We start from the raw sequence: 15486 nt of genomic DNA, 5'->3' as shown, positions 1-15486 counted from the left end.
CTCCACCGCCTTCCCCAGCAGTCCGACGACGACGAACACGGCGACCGTGCCCAGCACGTAGACGAGGTCAAGCACAGCGGGCTCCATCTCAGAGACGGCGACAGCGCGGGCGCTGATCGCACGCCCTCACTCGCGGGCGCATTCCGATCCAACGCCCGCGGCGACTGCGCGATGACCGTCCTCACACAACCCATGCGGGGCAGCCGCGGATCCTTACGGTTCCCTCACACCGGCATCGGCCGGCGCATCGCCCCGGGGCCCGGCGCAGGGTGCGTGCCGGCAGCGGAATCCCCGCCCCGTGCCACGGATGGGGTGCCGATCGCAACCCCGTGCGCAGACGGCATCCGCCGACGCAGGATGGGACCATGAGCGACCGAGATGACATCAAGCAGCCCCTTGACCATCTTCCGCCGACCGATGAGCGGGACACGGCGATCGAGATCGACGAACCGCAGTACCCCGACACCGGGTCCGCCCCGACGGACGACGTGTCACCGGCGACCGCAGCCGAGCCGGGCAAGCCCGATCGGCACGGCGTCGACAAGCTGCCTCCGACCGGACGCTGACCGCTCGTTCAGCACGGCGCCGCGAGGGCCGATCTACCGGCTCTCGCGGCGCTGCTGTATCTGCGGGCGCGGATGCCGCGACGGCCGGGGCCACCGGCATCCGCCGCTCTTTCAGCGCACCCCCTGCCGCACGCCTGCGCACTGGCTACGATCTGCGCATGGGGAACGCGGAAGCGGGATGGTACGACGACGGGGCGGGCTACCAGCGCTGGTGGGACGGCGAGGCGTGGACCGAGTACTTCGCCGATATGAGCGGAACCACCGTCGAGCTGCACGCCCCCACGCCGCTCTCCCGCACGCAGTCGATGGGCTGGTACGACGACGGGCGCGGCCGTCTGCGCTGGTGGGACGGCGAGGCATGGACGCCGCTGACCCAGTTTCTGGCGGAACCGCATACGTTCGCCGGTCTCACCGTGTCGGGTGAGTGGATCTTCTGCGGTGATCTCAGCCAGCCCGTCGCCGGCGCCATCGCGTCGTTCGAGACGGCCGGCGAGATCAGCGAACGCTCCACCCTGACACGCGCGGCGGCGGGCGGACTGCTGTTCGGGCCCGCCGGCATGATCACCGGCGCCATGCTCAGGAAGAAGGTCGACCGGAGGGAGTTCTACATCTCGATCGACGGCCCGGAGCAGGTCTGGGTCGCGCCCGTCGACCCCGCGTTCGGGCTTCAGGCGCGGCAGTTCGTCGGCTGGGTGAACAGCGTCTCCCGTCACCACCTCCGCCGCGAGGGCGGCGGCACCCGCTAGCGCGGGCAGCTCGGGGCGCGGTCGTCAGACTCCCGACGTCGCGAGCTCGGCCCCGGCGTGCGCGAGCTCGGCCAGGGCCGCATCGCTGCTGGCGGGAGCGACACCCGCGATCAGGTCGGTCAGCACCCGCACGCGCACGCCGTGCTCGATGGCATCCAGAGCCGAGGCCCGCACGCAGTAGTCGGTCGCGATGCCGGCCACGTCCGCCTCGACGATGCCGTGCGCGGTGAGCAGCTCGGCCACCGTGCCGCCGTCGTCGGTGGTCCCCTCGAACAGTGAGTAGGCCGGGGCGCCCTGGCCCTTCTTCACGTGGTGGGTCACCGCCTCGGTGACGAGCGCCGGGTCGTACTCGGCGCCCGGCGTTCCCGCGACGCAGTGCACCGGCCAGGTGTCGACGAAGTCGGGCTCGCCGGCGGCGAAGTGGCCGCCGTTGTCACCGTCGGGTGCGTGCCAGTCGCGGGAGGCCACGATCAGGGCGTACTCGCCGGCGTGATCGGCCAGGTGACGACTGATCGCGGCCGCGACGGCGTCCCCCCCGGGCACCCCGAGGGCCCCACCCTCGGTGAAGTCGTTCTGCACGTCGACGATGAACAGCGCCTTGCCCATGTGGCGAGCCTACGCCGCCCGGGTGTGCACAGCGTCGCCAACCCGGTCACCGACGGGGGTGTGTGCCCGCGCCGGCGCCGCCTCGGAACGTTTCGACGACGTTGTGCACGGCGGCGGGACGCGCGAGGGGCCGCGGCGCGCGCCGGCCAGACGCACGAGGGGCCGCGGCATCAGCCGCGGCCCTCGTGCACAACGTCGCTCTTCCGGCTCAGCGCCGGCGCAGCGACCGCCGTGTCACCGGTCGCCGCGTCGATTCGGCGACGTTCTGCGCGCCGGTGCCGGTAGCCGCAACGGCTGCGACCGTGTCGCCGTCCCCACGGCGCTGGCCGTCACCGACCTGATCCGCACGGACCGCCACCACGGGGCCGCCCTCGGCCGACGTCCGCGCGAGGTAGCGCGAGCCGCCCGGGTAGTTGCGCCACAGCTTCGACGGCCACCAGATGGCGCGGCCGATATCGAACGCCAGCGCGGGCACCAGCAGCGAGCGCACCACGAAGGTGTCCAGCAGCACACCGAACGCCACGATGAACGCCAGCTGCGCCAGGAACAGAATCGGGATCACACCCAGCGCGGCGAACGTGGCCGCCAGCACGAGGCCGGCCGACGTGATCACCCCACCGGTGGCCACGAGTCCCCGCAGGATGCCGAGGCGCGTGCCGTGCTTGAGAGACTCCTCCCGCACGCGGGTCATCAAGAAGATGTTGTAGTCGATGCCCAGGGCCACCAGGAACACGAACCCGTACAGCGGCACCGAGGGGTCGGCACCCGGGAAGTCGAAGATCCCGTTGAACACCCACGCGCTGACGCCCAGCGCCGACCCGAACGAGATGATCGTGGTGATGATCAGCAGCACCGGTGCCAGCACCGACCGCAGCAGCACGATGAGGATCAGCAGGATCACCACGAGGATGATCGGGATGATCAGCGTGCGGTCGCGGATCGAGGTGTCGTTGGTGTCGATGTCGGTGGCCGTCTCGCCGCCGACCAGCACGGACGAACCGATCTCGTCGTTCATCGCCTGGCGGAGATCGCGCACCACATCCTCGGCGGCGAGCGAGTCGGCCGCGTCGGTCAGCGTTGCGAAGAGCAGCACGTCGCCATCGACGACGGTGGGCTCGGGCGCCGGGGTTCCGGGAGGGCCGAAGGTCGTGAACACGGCCTCCCCGCCTTCCAGCTCGACGCCGGCCTGACCGTTGGGCGAATCCTCGGTCGCGACGGCGAGCGAGTCGATGCCGTCGGCGTCGGTGAGCACCTCGACCGCCGCGGTCAGGTCGCCCTCGGGGGCCACGACGTACACGGGGCTGCCGGAGCCGGCCGGGAAGTGCTCGGCGAGCTCCACCTGGCCGTCACGCGCCTGCGAGGTGCCGAGCACCAATTCGCTGGAGGGCACGCCGTCGGCCTTCAGCTGGGTCACGCCGACGCAGGCGGCCAGCAGCACGACGGTCGACACGATCCACACGGCACGCGGGTGCCGCCCGACCAGGCGTGCCTGACGCGGCCAGATGCCCTTGAGCGGACGGGAGAAGTCTTCGGGGATGCCGAGGGCATCGGGCTTCGGGGCGAAGGGCCAGAAGGCGGCCCGCCCGGCAAGGCCCAGCAGGGCGGGGAGGAACGTCAGTGCCGACAGCATGGCGAACGCGATGCCGATGGAGGCGATCGGGCCGAGCGCGCGGTTGGTGGCCAGATCGCTCAGCAGCAGGCAGAGCAGACCCGCGATGACCGTGCCGCCGGAGGCGAGGATGGGCTCGAACGCTCCCCGCCATGCCGAGATGGTGGCATCCCACCGCTTCTTGCCCATCGCGATGGCCTCACGGAAGCGCGCGACGTACAGCAGTGCATAGTCGGTTGCGGCGCCGATGACGAGGATGAACAGGATGCCCTGCACTTGGCCGTTCAGCACGACGATGTCGGCCTTGGCGAGCCACCAGACCGTCAGTACGGCCACGCAGAGCGCCAGCACCGAGGTCATGAGCACGAGGATCGGCAAGAGCGGCGAGCGGTAGACCACGACGAGGATGATGAAGACGGCGATGAGCGCGACGCCGAGCAGCAGCCCGTCGATGCCCAGGAACCCCTCGACGAGGTCGGCGGAGAATCCGGCGGGCCCGGTGACGAAGGTCTCGACCCCCGGCGGTGCGCCGTCGGCGAGATAGTCGCGCAGTTCGGTGACGACCTCGGCGATGTCGGCCGAGGCGTCCAGCGGCACGAAGACCTGCACGGCTTCGCCGTCTTCCGACGGCACCGCAGGCGACACATCGCCCACGACGCCCTCGAGATCGACGATGCCGGCGGCCAGGTCGTTGACCTCGGTGAGCTGCTCCTCACTGAGCTCGCCGTCGTCGGTCGACATGACCACCAGTGCCGGGACGCTGTCATCGCCGAGGAACCCGGGCAGCAATTCGTTGACCTGGGTGGCGTCGGCGCTCGACGGGAGGAACGCCGACCGGTCGTTGACGGCGACCTCGTCGACCTTGCCGAAGTAAGGGCCGCCGATGGCGCCGGCACCCAACCACACCAGCACCAGCACGACGGGGATGAAGACGCGGAGCCAGCGCGGCACTTTTCGCTCATTTGCCATATTGCTAGCTTATCTAGCAATCTCCGGAAACGCCAGTCGGCGACAGGCGAGGAGGCGGAGTCGGCCCGCCGGAGTACCGCTCAGGCGGCGAAGAGGACGATCCAGGATGCCGCGAACGCGGCGATCCCCACGGCGGCGAGCCCTGCGGCCAGCCAGGCCGCGGCCCGCACGGCAGGCGATCGGCGCGTGAGCCGGAACCGGTCGCGGGCGCCCAGTCGGTACCAGATGTCGGCCGTCGAGACTCCCGCCAGCGTCTCCGCCTCGGCGTGGCCGGCGTCGGCCGCGCCCACGCCGCCGGCATCGTCGAACCAGCGCACGACGGTGCGGCCGTCCTCGTGGTCGACGACCGCCTGGGCGGGCAGCCATGATCCGTCGGCGGCCCAGAGGCCCAGAGCGATCAGGCCCACCAGCGCGCCCGCGCCGAGACCGACCCAGGTGAAGATCTCGAGGATGGCGTCGAGCGCGACGTTCATGGGTCTCCCAGCGCTCGAGCGGCTAATACGGCGGGGCTGCGATGAGCACCACCACGGCATGGATCGCCCTCGGGATTCAGACCCCGGCGGGCGGCACGTGGCGTCCCGAGTCTACCGGAGCCATGGGACGCGACCTTCGCGGACGCCGCGCCGGGCGCAGCTCACCGCGCGTCTCCGTGCGCTTACGACACGGACGCTCGGCGAGCGCACGATACCCTCGGCGAATGGACAGCGCCCGCCTCTACCTCATCATGTACGTAGCCGGCGGGACCCTCGCCATCATCATCAGTTTGCTCATCGCGTATTGGGTCATTCGGCTCGCCGTCACTCACGCCATGAAGAAGCACACTGAATGGGTCCAGCAAGGGCAGTCGTAGACGCCCCCTCGGCAGCCAGCGTGTGAGGCCTGGACCCCGGCGCGCTTTCCCGTCACGTGCGCTTCAGGCGAAGCCTCGGGTCAGAGATCACATGCACCAAATCCACCTCAAGCACCTTGCACAGGCGCTCAAGATCCTGAATGCGGGCATCGATGGTCCCGTAGACCACACGCGTTAAGTGGGCGCGTGACAAACCGGTCATCTGCGCGAGGTCGCTGAAGCTGAGCCCGCTGGCGTCCTTGTGTCCTGCGAGTACGGCCCCTAGCGCTTTGGCGTAGGCGGCGTCCTCGGCGGACCACCGAGTTGTTTCCATGCAGAGCAACGTACCCTCGCGGTTCTGTTTCAAGGGTTTGTGATCTAGAGGCACCCGGCCCATCGTGATCCACATGAACACCCCAACGGATACACACTCCGCCTCCAAAGCCCTGAGAACCGCCATCAGGATCACCGGCGCGAACTCGACACCCGTGTACCCATCGGCCCGCCACGCCGCGCCCAGCATCGCGAAAACCAACACGACCAGGCTGACCAAGATGACACTCTTGCCCAGGATCTCCGCCCGCCAGAGGCGAGGGAATGCGCCCTGAACCGGATCGTCGGGCCCGCGTCAGGGAGAGCCAACGTGATCACCCTCACCGCCAGCCTTCAACCGAAGCATCCAACTAGCACCACCTAGAGCCACGCCGTCGCTTCGACCACTACGCCCCATCCAGCAGAGGTCGCCCCTCGTTACTGTTGCCGTCGGATACAGCAGACCGATGACCGCCCATATCTCGTCAGACAGCACATGACGGGACAGGCTCAACACACGCCGAAGATGGCTCGGTAGGGGTCTAGCATGCCCTAGCCGCGCCTAAACTTCGTCGGTTGCCATTCCCCCGATGATTCGCCGATCTGCCCACCCAGCAAACCCACCGATGATCACGAACTGCCGGTTCATCAGCGGTTTTTGTGTGCGATCGCTGCGATACTGCCACGAACCCACGCATGCGGTCAGCGGTCGAGGCCACCCATGGGACGAGCTGCCCTGCTACACGGTTTGCTACACGTGAGGGTCTCAGTCGGAAGGAGACAAAGCAAAAACCCCCGGAGATCCTTGATTTACCGGGGGTTTTTCTTGGAGCCACCTAAGGGAATCGAACCCTTGACCTATTCATTACGAGTGAATCGCTCTGCCGTCTGAGCTAAGGTGGCGTACTCCGCTTGCGCGGTGCACGATCATCGATCTTACATGGCGGAAAGAGCCGCCGCGAACCGGCGCCCGCTCAGCCGCAGGTCAGTCCGTCGTCGGGCACGACCCCGTCGATGAGATACTGCTCCACCGCGTCGTCGACGCAGGCGTCTCCCTTGTTATAGCCCGTGTGCCCCTCGCCCACGCGCGTGACGAGCACCCCCGACGCGAGCTGATCGGCCAGCGACACCGACCACTCGTACGGCGTGGCGGGGTCATTGGTGGTGCCCACCACGACGATCGGGGCGGCGCCCTCGGCCGTGATCGGCTCACGCACGCCGGTGGGCTCGTACGGCCACACGGCGCACGAATCGGGACCGCTCCAGTACGGGGCGACGGTCGGTGCCTGCTCCGCGAGCAGCGCCTCGGATGCCGCGTCCTCGGCGGGGTCGGCCACCGGGTAATCCATGCAGTTGTACGCGCGGAAGGCCTCCGTGGAGTTGTCGAGGTAGACCCCGCCCTCGCGGCCGTTGTAGAAGTCGGCCAGCTGCAGCGCGAGCTCGGGGTCGCCCTGCAGCGCGTCGGCGAGCGCCGCGGTGAGGTACGGCCAGCTGTCCTCGGAGTAGAGCGCGGCGATGATGCCGGTCATCAGGGTGTCGGCGCCCACCTGGCGACCGTCGGAAGCCTGCAGCGGGCGCGCGTCGACGCTGGCCAGCAGCGTGCCGAGGTCGGCCATGGCGTCGTCGACGGTGCCGCGGAACGGGCAGTCGCTGCCGGCGAGGCACTCGGCCATGAACGCGCGGAGAGCCGACTCGAAACCGACGCCCTGCGTCGTGCCCACCTCGAGCCCCGACACCGCCGGGTCGATCGCGCCGTCGAGCACCAGTCGACCGACGCGCTCGGGGAAGAGCTTGGCGTACGTGGCGCCGAGGAACGTGCCGTACGAGTAGCCGAGGTAGTTGAGCTTCTCGTCTCCCAGCACCGCGCGCAGCAGGTCGAGATCACGGGCGGCCTGATCGGTGGTGATGTAAGGCAGGATGCCGTCGCTGTTGGCCTCGCACGCCTCGGCGAACGCCGCGTTGCGCTCGTCGAGCTCGGCCTCCCACTCGGCGCTGCCGCGCGGATTCTGCGGCAGGTCGTAGAGGTAGGCGTCCATCTCCTCGGCGTCCAGGCACCGCACCGGCGTGGACTCCCCCACCCCGCGCGGGTCGAACCCGATGACGTCGTAGGCGTCGCGCAGCGCGGCGCCGGTCGCGTAGGCCGCGGAGTCGCGGATGAGTTCCACACCACTGGAGCCGGGGCCGCCCGGGTTGGTCAGCAGCGAGCCGATCGGCTCGCCCGAGTCGGCGTGCCGGCGGATGACGGCCAGCTCGATCTCACCGGCGTCGGGGTCGTCCCAGTCCAGCGGCGCGACGACGGTCGCACAGTCGTAGAGCCCGCTGTCGGCACCGTCGCACTCCTGCCAGTCGACGGTCTGCTCGTAGAACGGCAGGAGATCGGCGGGCACGCCATCGGTGACGGGCGCCTTGCTCGGGCCGGGCGTGGGCCGGGTGTCATCGGGGATCATCGCGGCGACGCAGCCGGTGAGGGCGAGCGTCATCGCGGCGAGGCCGGAGACGACGAGGAGGAGACGGCGGCGAATGCTCACGGGGTCCTTCCGCTGGCGACGGTCACGAGCATGCTCTCCAGCGCCAGTGCCGGGGCGGCGTTGAGCTCGAGATTGCTGCGGGTGACGGAGATCTGATCGAGCACGGTCAGGGTGCGCTGCATCGTCCACGCCGACGCCAAGGCGCGCAGGTCGTCGGCGAGCTCGAGGTTGATGAGGTCGGTCTCGCGCCCGAACTGCAGCATGAGGGTGTCGCGGTACAGCGACTGCAGGTCGGTGAGCACCCGGTCGATGCCATCGCGCAGACTGCGGGTGGCACGGCGCTTCTGCTCGTCTTCGAGCGCGTTGACCTGACCGCGGACGGACGGCGGCACGGCGGCGCCCTCCGCGACACCGAGCGTGCGCAGCAGCGCAGCGCGTTCGCCGGCATCGCGTTCGGCGGTGAGCGCCTTGGCGTCTTCTGTCGCGGCCTGCACGATGCGCCCGGCGACTTCGACGGCGTCACCCACGCCGCGCACGCCCAGCACCGCACGCAGCGTCTGCTCGCGGCGGGCGCGGGAGGCGGCATCCGTCGCCAACCGCTGCGCCATGCCGATGTGCCGCTGCGCGAGGCGGGCCGACTGCTCGGCGACGGCCGGGTCGACGCCGGTGCGCTGCACGATCAGGCGGGCGACGTCGGCGACCTCGGGGTCGCGCAGGCGCAGGGTGCGCACCCGCGAGCGGATCGTCGGCAGCAGGTCGGCGTCGCTCGGTGCGCACAGCACCCACACGGTGCGCTCGGGCGGCTCTTCAAGGGCCTTCAGCAGCACGTTCGAGGTGCGCTCGGTCATGCGGTCGGCGTCTTCGACGACGATCACGCGATAGCGCCCCAGCGACGGCGAGAAGTAGGAGCGCTCGACGAGGGCGCGCGCCTCCCTGATCGAGATGATGACGCCCTCGGTGCGCAGCGTGGTCAGGTCGGGGTGGGTGCCGGCGAGCACCTGCCGCATCACGTGCTCCTCGCCCTCGCCCGCGATGAGCTGGGCGGCGAACGCGCGTGCGAGCACCGACCGACCCGAACCGGGCGGCCCGGTGAGCAGCCACGCGTGGGTCATGGATGCCGGGTCGGTCGCCGCGGCCCGCAGCTGCGCGACCGCGTCGTCCTGCCCCCAGACCTCGCCCCACGGCAGCTCATGCACGATCGGGGCGGTATCCATGGACTCCAGCCTATCCGGGGGCGCTGACACTGACAGCGGCGGAGGGGCGCCCGCCCGGCGCGGGCACCGGGCGCGTGCCGCTAGCCGGCGGCGTCGGCCGAGAGCGCAGCAGCGACGCGCCGCTGCACCCGGGCGGCGATCTCGTCGACCGGCAGACCCGCGTCGACGACGAGGAACCGGCCGGGCTCCGCCGACGCCAGCGCGAGGAACGCATCGCGCACGCGCTGGTGGAAGTCGGACCGCTCGGCCTCGAGCCGGTCGAACGGCTTGTCGTCGGCATCCAGCCGCCGGCGGGCGTCCGCCGGGTCGAGGTCGAGCAGCACGGTGACATCGGGAAGGGCACCTTCGGTTGCCCACAGCGACAGCTGCCGCACCTCGTCGGCGTCGAGCACCCGGCCGGCACCCTGGTAGGCGACCGACGAGTCGAGGTAGCGGTCCTGGATCACGACCTCGCCGCGGGCGAGGGCGGGGCGCACGATCGTCGCCACGTGGTGCGCGCGGTCGGCGGCGTACAGCAGCGCCTCGGCACGCGGAGCGATGTCGCCACGGTGATGCAGCACGATGTCGCGGATCAGCACCCCGACGTCGCTCCCGCCGGGCTCGCGGGTGCGCAGCACGGTGCGCCCCTGCTGCTGCAGCCACTGCTCGAGCAGCGCGGCCTGCGTCGTCTTGCCCGCTCCGTCGCCGCCTTCGAAGGTGACCCAGAGGCCGGTGCGGGACTCGGGCGTGGTCACTTCTTCTTGGCCGCGGGCTTGCGGGTCGTGGTCGTCTTGCGGGCCGCGGCGCGCTTCTTGGGCGCAGGCCCCTTGGCACGCTTGTCGGCCAGCAGCTGCACGGCGCGCTCGAACGTGACCTCTTCGACGTTCTCGCCGCGCGGGATCGTCGCGTTTGTCTCGCCGTCGGTCACGTAGGGCCCGAAGCGGCCGTCCTTCAGCTTGATCGGCTTGCCGCTGACGGGGTCGGCCTCGAACTCCTTGAGCGCGCTGGATGCGCTGCGCGCACCGTACTTCGGCTGCGCATAGACGGCGAGCGCCTCGTCGAGGGTGATGTCGAACAGCTGGTCCTCGCTCTGCAGCGTGCGAGAGTCCGTGCCCTTTTTCAGGTAGGGACCGTACCGGCCGTTCTGGGCGGTGATCTCGACGCCGCTCTCGGGGTCGACACCCACGACGCGCGGCAGCGACAGCAGCTTCAGCGCGGTGTCGAGATCGATGGTCTCCACCGACATGCTCTTGAACAGCGACGCGGTGCGGGGCTTGGGTGCGGCCTCCGCCTTCTTGCGCGTGGTCTTCTTCTTCGGCTCCTCCGCCACCTCACCGGTCTCGGTGTCGACGGCATCCGGGTCGACCGGCTCGACTTCCTGCACGTACGGGCCGAAGCGGCCGTCCTTGACGACGATCAGCTTGCCGTTGTCGGGGTTCTCCCCGAGCACCCGGTCGCCGGCGACGGGAGCGTCGATCAGCTCCTGGGCCTTCTGCGGAGTGAGCTCGTCGGGCGCCAGGTCGTCGGGCACGTTGACGATGCGGGGCTTGGCCTCGGGGTCACCGCTGGCGTCGGGGACCTCGAGGTAGGGGCCGTACTTGCCGAAGCGCAGCGTCGCCACGTCGCCGATGCGGGTGGAGTTGAGCTCGCGCGCGTCGATATCGCCGAGGTTGTCGACGATGTGGCGCAGGCCCACGTGGTCCTTCGAGCCGTAGTAGAAGTCCTTCAGCCACGCCACACGCTGCTGCTCGCCGCGGGCGATGGCATCGAGGTCGTCTTCGAGAGCGGCGGTGAAGTCGTAGTCGACCAGATCAGCGAAGTGCTCTTCGAGCAGGCGCACGACGCTGAAGGACAGCCAGCTGGGCACGAGCGCCTGGCCGCGCTTGGTGACATAGCCGCGGTCGAGGATGACGTCGATGATGCTGGCGAAGGTCGACGGGCGTCCGATGCCCCTCTCCTCGAGCGCCTTGACCAGGCTCGCCTCGGTGTAGCGGGGCTTGGGGCTCGTGGCGTGGCCCTTGGGCTCGACGTCGCGCAGGCTGAGCGTGTCGCCGACGGTGAGCGCGGGCAGCGACTGGTCGGCATCCTTGTCGGCGTCACCGCGCTTCTCGTCACGACCCTCTTCGTAGGCCTCGAGGAAGCCCTTGAAGGTGTAGACCGTGCCCGACGCGGTGAACTCGGCGCTGCGTCCGGCCGCGGTGGCGGTGAGGATGACCGTCGTGGTCTCGTACTTGGCATCGGACATCTGGCTGGCGACGGTGCGCTTCCAGATGAGGTCGTACAGGCGCGCCTCGTCGCGGTCGAGGTCGGATGCCACCGACGACGGCGTGCGGAACTGCTCGCCCGACGGGCGGATGGCCTCGTGCGCCTCCTGGGCGTTGCGGCTCTTGCTGCGGTAGACGCGGGGCTTGTCGGGCACGGCGGCCGCGCCGTACAGCGACACCGCCTGCGCGCGGGCGGCTTCGACGGCCTGAGTGCTCAGGGCCGTCGAGTCGGTGCGCATATAGGTGATGTAGCCCTTCTCGTAGAGACGCTGGGCGACGCTCATGGCGTGCTTGGCGCTCATCGAGAGCTTGCGGCCCGCTTCCTGCTGCATCGTCGACGTCGTGAACGGGGCCTTGGGGCTGCGGGTGCCGGGCTTGGCCTCGACGGACGTGACGGATGCCGTGGCCTTCGCCGCGATGGCTTCGGCCAGTTCCCGCGCCTGCTGCTCGTCGAAGACGATGACGGCCTTCTTCAGCTCGCCCTTGTCGTCGAAGTCGGTGCCGCGGGCCAGCGGCAGACCGTCGACGCGTGCCAGGCGCGTGCCGAAGCTCTCACCGTCTTTGGCGGCCGTGGCATCCACGTCCCAGTACGACGCCGAGACGAACGCCATGCGCTCGCGCTCGCGCTCGACGACCATGCGGGTGGCGGCGGACTGCACGCGGCCGGCGCTGAGGGCCTGCCCTTCGCGGCCGCTGCCGATCTTGCGCCACAGCACCGGCGAGACGTCCCAGCCGTAGAGGCGGTCGAGCACGCGGCGGGTCTCCTGCGCGTCGACGAGGGCGTGGTCGAGTTCGCGGGTGTTCTGTGCGGCAGCCTGGATCGCGTCCTTGGTGATCTCGTGGAACACCATGCGCTTGACGGGCACCTTGGGCTTGAGCACCTCGAGCAGGTGCCACGCGATGGCCTCGCCTTCGCGGTCTTCATCGGTGGCGAGCAGGACCTCGTCGGCGCCCTTCAGCGCGCGCTTCAGTTCCGCGACCGTCTTCGTCTTGCGGTCGTTGACGACATAGAGCGGGTCGAAGTCGTTCTCGACGTCGATCGAGTACTTGCCGTAGGCCTTCTTCTTCTCGGCCGGGATGTCCTTTTTGTCCGCGAGGTCGCGGATGTGTCCCACCGAGCTCAGCACCTCGTAGCCATCGCCCAGGTATCCCTGGATCGACTTCATCTTCGTCGGGGACTCGACGATGACGAGCTTCTTGCCCTGTGCCACGGTGGCCGCCTTTCTATCCGTGCACACCATACACACCGGCGAGCAGAGCAGAACCTGAGTACGCTCAGCGGTGAGGACTCTCTCCTCTCCGCGCTCCCCGGTCAGCCCTGACCCGCCGTCGGGTGGAGGCGCGCGGTGCACACCCCCACCCGATCCGGTCGCATCACTCCTCGCCGGATGCCTGGCGACGGTTCGCCCGCACAGCCACGATCAGCAGCACTCCCAGGCCGATCACACCGGCCGCTGCCGCCAGCAGCGGCATCGGAGCGTCGGCACCCGACATGGCGAGCCCGCCGCCGGCGATGCTCTGCAGCCGCATCACGGTGTTGGTCAGCGTGGCATCCGTCTCGGCACCCGGCGCGATCGTCACCGTGACGGGGTCGTCGGCGGCGATGCGCACCGCGTCGTTGACGCCCGTCTCCCGCTCGGCAACGGTGCACTCCGTGCCGGCAGGCAGTCCGCTGAACGTCTTCTTGTACTCCCCGGCGGCCGAGCCGGCGGGGATGTCGAAGGTCTCCGCCCACCCGTTGTCGCACATCACCGACAGGGAGATGGCGGACTGCAGGCCGGCTCCCGTGCCGTCGATGACCTTGACCACGCGGAGCGAGCCCGGCCGGAAGGTCACCGTGTTGGTGAGCTCGACGTCAGCAGTCACTCCCGGCTCGATCGTCACGGTGACCGGGTCGCCGGGCACGACCTCCACCTCGGTGGTGGAGCCCGATGCCAGCTCGGTGATGACGCACTCCGACCCGGCCGGGATCGGCTCGTACCTCTGCGTGTAGTCACCGGCCGCCGCGCCGGCGGGGATGGTGAAGGTCTCATCCAGCCCGCTGTCGCACATGACGCCGACCTGGATCTCCGACTGCGAGCCGGCCGCGTCACCGGCCACGGTCTTGGTCAGCGTGAGAGCCCCGGGGCGGAACTCGACCGTGTTGGTCACGCGCGCCTCGACGGCGGCACCGGGCGCGATGCCCACGGTCACCGGGGCGTCCGTGGTCACCTCCACGACGGTGTTCGACCCCGTCGCCGGCTCGGTCACGGTGCACTCGTCCCCGGCGGGAAGGTCCGTGTACGACCGCACGTACTCACCCGCCGCCGATCCCGCGGGAATCGCAAAGGTGTCCTGCAGGCCGCTGGTGCACATGATGCTCACCGACACCTCGTCCTGCGAGCCGGCTGCGCCGCCCGCGATGACCTTCACGAGGTCGAGCGAGCCCGGGTTGAGGTCGACCGTGTTGGTGACCGTCAGCGCCAGGCCCTCGGGCAGCATCGTGCCCGTCTGCGGAGCGTCGGAGGTGACGCCCACCTCGGTGGTCGCCCCGGTGATGGGCTCGGTCACCGTGCAGGTGTTGCCGACCGGGATGCCGGTGAAGGTGTAGGTCTGCCTGGTGCTGGTGCCCGCGGGGATCTGCTGGGTGAAGACGTACCCCTCGCCGCAGTCGATCACCAGCTCGGCCGCGCCCTGCTGACCCACCGCGGTGCCGGCGTACTGCTTGTTGACCGTGAGGTCGCCTGCAGCGAAGTACTCCGCGGTCGCGGTCGCGATGGCCTCGAGCTCGGTCGTCTTGCCGAGGATCAGAGGCTGGGCGTCGTCGCGATTGGGGCTGTTGCCGTCGTAGAGATAGGCGACCCCCGACTGCACGTCGACGGCGGCCCGGGCGGTCAGCACGGTTTCGGCGGCGGTGACACCGGGTCCCGTGATCCACACGGAGGTGCCAGAGGGAACCTCGTTCGAGCTCCCCAACGACAGGGTGGCGTCGGGGTCGGCGTACATCGTGTAGCCGGTCGGCACGCTGACGGTGACCATCGCGGCACCCTCGGCGTCGACCGCCTCGACGCCCTCGGCGGTGACCACGTAGGGACCCGCCGAGGCCCCTTCAGCCGCCGATGCGGACGCCGGAGTGATCTCCACGTCGGGCGCCGGCGGCTCGACCACCGGGCCGTTGGCCTGAGCGGCCTCGACGATCGCCGCGGTGGCCGCGCGCACCTTGGACGGGCTGGTGCCCATCACGAAGCCGTCGGTGAAGTACCAGATCGCCGACTGCACGGCCGCAGCCTGCTGGTCGCGGGTCAGTCCGGCCGGCGCATCGACCGACGGGTAATAGTTGTTGAGCACGTAGGTGACGTAGCCGAGATTCGGGACGTTGGATTCCGTCCAGGCCCCCGACGCGTAGCCGGTGCCCACCGCGGTCATGATGCGCAGGTTGATGCAGAACGTCTCGCCGATGAGCGACTCGTCGTCGATGGACGCGACCTTGCGGACACCGGCGAACGCCGACTCGTCGACATACCCTGCCGGCCGACCAGCGGGATACGCGGCCAGCGGGTCGGGCACGATGTCCGTCGGAGGCAGGTACCCCTTGAGGTCCAGACCCGCCCCGTGGCCGATGTAGGTGACCTCGGTGTTCGGGCCGGCCAGCGCCTCGCCCACCGGGGCCGCGTCATCCACCTTCGCGTGCGCGGGGTCGGCGATCACGGGCGCAACGACCAGTGCGGCCGCGACGAGCGTGCCGAGGGACGCGCGAAGGGCATGCTTGCGGCGGCGGAAGCCGCGAAGGAAAGAGAAGTTCGGGTTCATCACTGCCTTCCAACGTGCGTGGCAGTGCGGCGGACATCCCACGCCGCACCGCCCGAGGCCGACCGGACGCAGCGGACGGTCGGCGCCTTCACTCAACGGTGCGAAAGGATAAGCACCGCTGCTTTTCACTCCCTT

The 15486-nt window shown here is 69.9% G+C and carries 12 protein-coding genes and 1 tRNA gene; 3 read left to right on the top strand and 10 right to left on the bottom strand.

Annotated features, from left to right (window positions below; translation table 11 throughout):
- Nucleotides 1-365: 365 nt before the first annotated feature.
- Both QNO26_RS04090 and QNO26_RS04085 read left to right on the top strand, forming a co-directional pair.
- Nucleotides 366-566 carry a hypothetical protein gene (locus tag QNO26_RS04090; RefSeq protein ID WP_257525868.1) on the top strand — a complete coding sequence of 67 codons (201 nt, stop codon included), beginning with the start codon at nucleotides 366-368 and terminating at the stop codon, nucleotides 564-566.
- Between the two features lie 158 nt (nucleotides 567-724).
- Nucleotides 725-1312 (top strand): DUF2510 domain-containing protein, encoded by a 588-nt coding sequence (locus QNO26_RS04085; RefSeq protein ID WP_257525869.1) that lies wholly within the window; start codon nucleotides 725-727, stop codon nucleotides 1310-1312.
- Between the two features lie 24 nt (nucleotides 1313-1336).
- Here the strand turns inward: QNO26_RS04085 and QNO26_RS04080 are convergent, their stop codons facing one another.
- From QNO26_RS04080 to QNO26_RS04070, 3 genes are all read right to left on the bottom strand, one after another.
- A complete protein-coding gene (locus QNO26_RS04080; protein ID WP_257525870.1) occupies nucleotides 1337-1918 on the bottom strand; it encodes an isochorismatase family protein in 582 nt (193 codons plus the stop codon).
- Between the two features lie 208 nt (nucleotides 1919-2126).
- The gene (locus QNO26_RS04075; RefSeq protein ID WP_257525871.1) at nucleotides 2127-4496 is read right to left on the bottom strand and encodes an MMPL family transporter; all 2370 of its coding nucleotides are present in this window, start codon (nucleotides 4494-4496) and stop codon (nucleotides 2127-2129) included.
- An 80-nt stretch (nucleotides 4497-4576) separates the two neighbouring features.
- Nucleotides 4577-4969 (bottom strand): hypothetical protein, encoded by a 393-nt coding sequence (locus QNO26_RS04070; RefSeq protein WP_257525872.1) that lies wholly within the window; start codon nucleotides 4967-4969, stop codon nucleotides 4577-4579.
- A 224-nt stretch (nucleotides 4970-5193) separates the two neighbouring features.
- On the opposite strand from QNO26_RS04070, the gene QNO26_RS04065 reads away from it, so the two are divergent.
- Entirely contained in the window at nucleotides 5194-5346 is a 153-nt protein-coding gene (locus tag QNO26_RS04065) for a hypothetical protein (RefSeq protein ID WP_257525873.1), read from the top strand.
- Nucleotides 5347-5398: 52 nt separating this feature from the next.
- On the opposite strand, the gene QNO26_RS04060 is transcribed toward QNO26_RS04065, so the two are convergent.
- The 7 genes from QNO26_RS04060 to QNO26_RS04030 all read right to left on the bottom strand — a co-directional run bounded on the left by QNO26_RS04060 (nucleotide 5399) and on the right by QNO26_RS04030 (nucleotide 15351).
- On the bottom strand, nucleotides 5399-5878 hold the full coding sequence (locus QNO26_RS04060) for a helix-turn-helix domain-containing protein (RefSeq protein WP_257525874.1): 480 nt from the start codon (nucleotides 5876-5878) through the stop codon (nucleotides 5399-5401).
- Between the two features lie 586 nt (nucleotides 5879-6464).
- Nucleotides 6465-6540 (bottom strand) — tRNA-Thr (locus tag QNO26_RS04055).
- Between the two features lie 71 nt (nucleotides 6541-6611).
- Nucleotides 6612-8117: an alpha/beta hydrolase gene (locus QNO26_RS04050; protein ID WP_257525986.1), complete on the bottom strand. Its 1506-nt coding sequence runs from the start codon at nucleotides 8115-8117 to the stop codon at nucleotides 6612-6614.
- Between the two features lie 44 nt (nucleotides 8118-8161).
- Entirely contained in the window at nucleotides 8162-9319 is a 1158-nt protein-coding gene (locus QNO26_RS04045; protein ID WP_257525875.1) for a DNA polymerase III subunit delta', read from the bottom strand.
- An 80-nt stretch (nucleotides 9320-9399) separates the two neighbouring features.
- Nucleotides 9400-10053: a dTMP kinase gene (gene tmk / locus QNO26_RS04040; RefSeq protein ID WP_257525876.1), complete on the bottom strand. Its 654-nt coding sequence runs from the start codon at nucleotides 10051-10053 to the stop codon at nucleotides 9400-9402.
- Nucleotides 10050-12773 (bottom strand): type I DNA topoisomerase, encoded by a 2724-nt coding sequence (gene topA / locus QNO26_RS04035; protein ID WP_257525877.1) that lies wholly within the window; start codon nucleotides 12771-12773, stop codon nucleotides 10050-10052. Before topA ends, tmk begins: the two co-directional genes overlap by 4 nt.
- 163 nt (nucleotides 12774-12936) lie before the next feature.
- Nucleotides 12937-15351, bottom strand: a complete 2415-nt coding sequence (locus QNO26_RS04030) for a thioester domain-containing protein (protein WP_257525878.1) — start codon at nucleotides 15349-15351, stop codon at nucleotides 12937-12939.
- Between the last annotated feature and the right edge of the window lie 135 nt (nucleotides 15352-15486).

Source organism: Microbacterium sp. zg-Y1090 (assembly GCF_030246945.1).
GTDB classification, from domain to species: domain Bacteria; phylum Actinomycetota; class Actinomycetes; order Actinomycetales; family Microbacteriaceae; genus Microbacterium; species Microbacterium wangruii.
The sequence above is the reverse complement of the archived record's forward strand: the minus strand, read 5'-3'. Positions and strand labels throughout refer to the sequence as shown.

Coding starts and splice junctions, on each gene's coding strand:
- QNO26_RS04065 (WP_257525873.1), top strand. CDS start 5,194: ATGGACAGCGCCCGCCTCTACCTCATCATGTACGTAGCCGGCGGGACC.
- QNO26_RS04045 (WP_257525875.1), bottom strand. CDS start 9,319: ATGGATACCGCCCCGATCGTGCATGAGCTGCCGTGGGGCGAGGTCTGG.
- QNO26_RS04070 (WP_257525872.1), bottom strand. CDS start 4,969: ATGAACGTCGCGCTCGACGCCATCCTCGAGATCTTCACCTGGGTCGGT.
- QNO26_RS04090 (WP_257525868.1), top strand. CDS start 366: ATGAGCGACCGAGATGACATCAAGCAGCCCCTTGACCATCTTCCGCCG.
- QNO26_RS04050 (WP_257525986.1), bottom strand. CDS start 8,117: ATGACGCTCGCCCTCACCGGCTGCGTCGCCGCGATGATCCCCGATGAC.
- QNO26_RS04080 (WP_257525870.1), bottom strand. CDS start 1,918: ATGGGCAAGGCGCTGTTCATCGTCGACGTGCAGAACGACTTCACCGAG.
- QNO26_RS04030 (WP_257525878.1), bottom strand. CDS start 15,351: ATGAACCCGAACTTCTCTTTCCTTCGCGGCTTCCGCCGCCGCAAGCAT.
- QNO26_RS04085 (WP_257525869.1), top strand. CDS start 725: ATGGGGAACGCGGAAGCGGGATGGTACGACGACGGGGCGGGCTACCAG.
- QNO26_RS04075 (WP_257525871.1), bottom strand. CDS start 4,496: ATGGCAAATGAGCGAAAAGTGCCGCGCTGGCTCCGCGTCTTCATCCCC.